This window comes from Microbacterium sp., from assembly GCF_036566905.1.
GTDB lineage: Bacteria > Actinomycetota > Actinomycetes > Actinomycetales > Microbacteriaceae > Microbacterium.
The window spans coordinates 1-5,109 of the sequence record NZ_DATCVK010000045.1 but is presented as its reverse complement, the minus strand read 5'-3'; the positions used below and the strand labels follow the sequence as shown (position 1 = coordinate 5,109).

2 protein-coding genes are annotated in these 5,109 nt (G+C 70.8%); both read left to right on the top strand.

What is annotated here, in order from left to right; translation table 11 throughout:
- On the top strand, positions 1-358 hold a 358-nt coding region (locus tag VIP82_RS04225; RefSeq protein WP_331906033.1), incomplete at its 5' end, for an FHA domain-containing protein.
- A gap of 21 nt (positions 359-379) precedes the next feature.
- Positions 380-4,909, top strand: a complete 4,530-nt coding sequence (locus VIP82_RS04220; protein ID WP_331906032.1) for a type VII secretion EssC family protein — start codon at positions 380-382, stop codon at positions 4,907-4,909.
- Positions 4,910-5,109 lie beyond the last annotated feature (200 nt).

Here is a 5,109-nt window from a genome sequence, read left to right as displayed (position 1 = left end):
CGCGCCGCCGGTGGCCGACGCGTCGTCCCCGGCCGCCGTGCTGGAGTTCGACACCGGCGCGCGCATCGCCCTCCCCGGCGCCGGCATCCTGATCGGCCGCGATCCGTCCCCCGCGCCGGGCGACAACGGGCTCACCCTCGTCCCGATCGAGGATCCGACGAAGTCGATCTCCAAGACCCATCTCGCGCTGCTGCGCACGGGCGGCGCCATCATCGCCGTCGACCGTGCCTCGACGAACGGCAGCGCGCTCATCCGCGATGGCGCGGAGCACTCCCTTCCGCCCGGGCAGGGGGTCACGGTCCGCAGCGGCGACACCCTCCTGCTGGGCGACCGGCGAGCCCTCATCCGCATCGGCTGACGCAGACCCCGAGGACAACGCATGAGACTCAGACTCACTCTCCAGCGGCGAGACGCGCAGCAGATCGACATCGTCGTCACGTCCGACACGACGGCGACCGTGCAGGACGTGGCCCGGCACATCGTCGACACCGACCCGGCGCGCGAGACGTCCGCCTCCTCGCGCGATGTGCTGACGCTCAAGGTGGCACCGCCCACCTCCTCGACCTTCACCATGCTCGCGCCCGACATGCTGATCAGCGACGCCCCGGTCGGCTCGGGGTTCATCGCATCGATCGTGAACCTCGGAGAGGACTACGTGGCGTCGCGGGCGGTCGGCGGCCCCCCGGCCGCCATCCTCTCGGTCGTCGGCGGCCCGCTCGTCGGACGCGAGTTCCCGCTGCCGCGCGGCCACTTCACCATCGGGCGCGCCGCTGGCAACGACATCGTGCTCGACGATCCGCTGATCTCCAAGGTGCATGCGCGCATCGAGGTCGGCGGTTCGGTGGAGCTCGTCGACCTGAACTCGGCCAACGGCATCGTGGTCGACGGCGGCCTGGTCCAGCGCCTCCGCGTCATCCCGGGGCAGCGGTTCTCGCTCGGCGACACCGACGTGGTCGTCCGCATGGTCCAGGACTTCGCCCCCGTCGAGCAGGACCCGGTGCTCGAGCGCGGCGGATCGCTGCTGTTCAATCGCAGCCCGCGCGTCGAGCCGCGCTACATCGGCGAAGAGCTCCCCGAGCCTCGGATGCCGAAGGATCCGGTCACGCGGCTGTTCCCCTGGCCGATGCTGGTCGCACCTCTCATCCTCGGCATGGCGCTGTTCGCGATGAACGGCAACCCCCGGTCGCTCCTCGTGGTCGTGATGTCGCCGCTGATGCTGCTCGGCAACTTCATCTCCCAGCGCACCCAGGTGGGCCAGCGTGCCCGCAAAGAGACGGAGATCTTCGAGCGCACCTTCGAAGAGCTCGAAGAGACGCTCTACAGGGAGCGTCCGCGCGAGCGCGAGATCCGCAATGCGGAGGCCCCGCCCGTGGCGGTGGTCTTCGAGGAGGCGATGCGGCTGGGTCCGATGCTGTGGACACGGCGTCCCGAGCACTGGAACTTCCTCTCGGTGCGGCTGGGCATCACCGAGGCCCCCTCGCGCACGACGGTGAAGCGGTCCGAGACGCCGGAGGCCCTGCAGGAGTTCGTCGATCGCGTCGACCGGCTGCGAGAGCGCTACCGCACCATCGACGGCGTTCCGGTGCTGGAGTCGCTGCAGAGCGTGGGCGTGATCGGCGTCGCCGGCGGCGACCGCGAGGCCGCCGATGCGCTGCGCGGCCTGTGCGTGCAGCTGTTCGGCCTGCATTCGCCCAACGAGCTGGTCGCCATCGCGCTGACCGAGCCTCGCTGGGCGACGCAGCTCGAGTGGCTGAAGTGGCTGCCCCACACCTCCAGTGAGCGCAGTCCGTTCCGCGATATGCCGCTGTCGGACTCGGCGTCGACGGGCGCGGCGCTGCTGTCGGGCCTGGAAGAGCTCGTGATGCAGCGGTCGAAGGCCGCGTCGTCGCCGCGGCTGCCCCTCGCGGACGACTGGGATCCGATGCGCTACGGCACCGACGTGCGCCGCGCCGCCGAAGAGGCCACGTTCCCCGGTCAGACGGCGGTCGTCGTCATCGTCACCGCCGATGCCCCCGTCGACCGGGCTCGCCTGACCCAGGTGCTCGAGCGCGGCGCCGACGTCGGCGTGTACGGACTGTTCGTCGCCCCCATGGTCGACGCGCTGCCCGCGGTGTGCCGAAGCTTCCTCGACGTCACGAACGGGCTCGAGCGCGCCCGTGCCGGCACGGTCCGCAGCGGCGTCGACTATCCCGACACGGCGGTCGAGGGCGTCTCGAACGAGCTGATGACCGTCCTCGCGAAGCGGCTCGCGCCGGTGGTGGACTCCAGCACCGTGATCGAGGACTCGTCCGACATCCCGAACTCCGTGATGTTCCTCTCCCTGATCGGGTCGGAGATGGCCGCCGAGCCCTCCTTCGCGATCGAGCGCTGGCGCGAGAACAACACCATCCTGGACCGCTCCGGCGCCGTTCTGCCGCGGCTGAAGAAGGCGGGCACGCTGCGCGCGATCGTCGGCCAGGGCGCCACGGACGCGATGGCGCTCGACCTGAGGACCCACGGCCCGCACGCCCTGGTGGGCGGCACCACCGGAGCCGGCAAGTCGGAGTTCCTGCAGGCGTGGGTGCTCGGCATGGCGGCGGCCCACAGCCCCGACCGCGTCACGTTCCTGTTCGTCGACTACAAGGGCGGCTCGGCGTTCGCCGACTGCGTCGACCTGCCGCACTGCGTCGGCCTCGTCACCGACCTGAGCCCGCACCTCGTCCGCCGCGCGCTGACGAGCCTGCGTGCCGAGCTGCATCACCGCGAGCACCTCTTCAACCGCAAGAAGGCCAAGGACCTCCTCGAGCTGGAGAAGCGCCGCGATCCCGACACCCCGCCGGCGCTGGTGCTCGTGATCGACGAGTTCGCCGCACTCGCGGGGGAGGTGCCGGAGTTCGTCGACGGCGTCGTCGACATCGCCCAGCGCGGCCGATCGCTCGGCATCCACCTGATCATGGCCACCCAGCGCCCCGCCGGCGTGATCAAGGACAACCTGCGCGCCAACACCAACCTGAGGGTCGCGCTGCGCATGGCCGACGAGTCCGACTCGAAGGACGTCGTCGGCGATCCCGTGGCGGCGCGCTTCGATCCCGGCATCCCCGGTCGCGGGATCGCCAAGACCGGACCGGGTCGCCTCGTGTCGTTCCAATCCGCCTACGCCGGCGGATGGAGCAGCGACCAGGCGCCCGCGGCGGACGTCGCCGTCGCCCAGCTGCGGTTCGGGTCGGTGCAGCGCTGGGAGCTCCCCGACTCGGGCGAGTCCGACTCGCACGACGTGGACCCCGGCCCCAACGACCAGAAGCGCATCGTCGCGACGCTCGTGGCGGCCGCCGACATGGCACGGATCCCCGCGCCGCGCCGCCCGTGGCTCGACGACCTCGAGACCACGGTCGACATCCGCCAGCTGCGGGCCGGACGCTCGGGGTTCATCCTGCTCGGCAAGCGCGACGTCCCCGAGCGTCAGCTGCAGGAGCCGGTGTACTTCGAGCCCGACCGCGACGGGTCGCTTCTCGTGTACGGCACCAGCGGTTCGGGCAAGTCGACGGTGCTGCGCACCGTCGCGATCGCGGCGGCGACGGGCCGCCGTCCCGAGAACGTCGCCGTATACGGGCTCGATTTCGGCGCCGGCGCGCTGAAGAGCCTCGAGGTGCTGCCGCACGTCGGCTCGATCATCCCCGGGGACGACGCCGAGCGCGTGCAGCGCATCATGCGGTCGCTGGGCGCCATCCTCGACGACCGGGGCAAGCGGTTCAGCGCCGCCAACGCGTCGAGCATCGCCGAATACCGCGAGCTGACGGGTCGCGACGAGGCGCGCATCATCATGCTCCTGGACGGGCTGCCGCAGTTCCGCGCGGAGTGGGAGTCCACGACCGCTCGGATGCCGTTCTACCAGGCGTTCATGCGCATCCTGGGAGAAGGCCGCCCGCTCGGCGTGCACGTCGTCGCCACCGCCGACCGGTCGGGTTCGGTCCCGACCGCCATCAGCTCGAACGTGTCCCGCCGGGTCGTGCTGCGACTGTCGGACGAGAACGCCTACGCCCTGCTCAACGCGCCGAAGGACGTCCTCGACGAGCGATCGGCGCCCGGGCGGGCCATCGTGGACGGCTTCGAGACCCAGATCGCCGTGCTCGGCGGCACGCCGAACGTCGCGGAGCAGACCAAGCTGCTCACCCAGTGGGCGCAGGACCTCCGTGCCGCGGGCGCCCGCGAGGTCGAGGAGATCGGCTCGCTTCCCACGCGGCTGCAGTCCACCGCGATGCCGGATCGCATCGGCGACTTCCCCGCGCTCGGCGTCGCCGAGGACACCCTCGCGGCGCGCGACTTCGATCCCATCGGCACGTTCGTGGTGACGGGACCGCCGCTGTCGGGCAAGACGAATGCGATGAAGGCGCTCATCACCTCGATGACGCGCTTCGATCCCGGCGTGCGGCTGTTCCACTTCGGCGGGCGCCGCTCGCAGCTCAAGGAGTTCGCGCCGTGGATGCGCAGCGCGACGACTCCCGACGAGGCGAAGGACCTGGCGACCGAGCTCGCCGACCTGGTCGGCGACGAGTCGCTCGAGGCGAGGCTCCTGATCGTCATCGAGGACGTCCCGCAGTTCGCCGACACGCCGGCCGAGCGCCCGCTCAAGGCGCTGTTCCAGGCGGTCAACCGCAGCGAGCACCTGTTGATCGGCGATGCCGACGTCAGCCAGATCTCCAGCGGGTTCGGGCTCATCGGCGACTTCAAGGGGGGCCGCAAGGGCATCGTGCTGCGTCCGGACGCCTTCGACGGCGACGCCATCTTCAAGGTGCCCTTCCCGAAGGTCAAGCGCTCCGACTTCCCCGAGGGCCGCGGCATCTTCGTCCAGTCGGGGCGCGCCGTCACGGTGCAGATGCCGCTGGTCGAGGGCTCCACGCTGGAGGTGCCGCAGACCGCGGTCCAGCGATGACCTGGGGACCCGCATGGGGAATGGTCCCCATCGTGGTCGCAGGCGGGGTTTCGCTAGCTTGGAGTCATCGGCCCGGGGTGGGTCGGGAATCTGAGTGAGGGAGTTGACGATGGCCGATTTCGGTGCTTCGTATGCGGAGATGGAGCAGGTGGCGTCGTCGCTGTCGCAGGCTCGTGATGACATCCAGGGCCAGTTGGATT

Bases quoted from the DNA above. Each gene is read 5' to 3' on its own strand.
- VIP82_RS04220 (WP_331906032.1), top strand. From the start codon at position 380: ATGAGACTCAGACTCACTCTCCAGCGGCGAGACGCGCAGCAGATCGAC.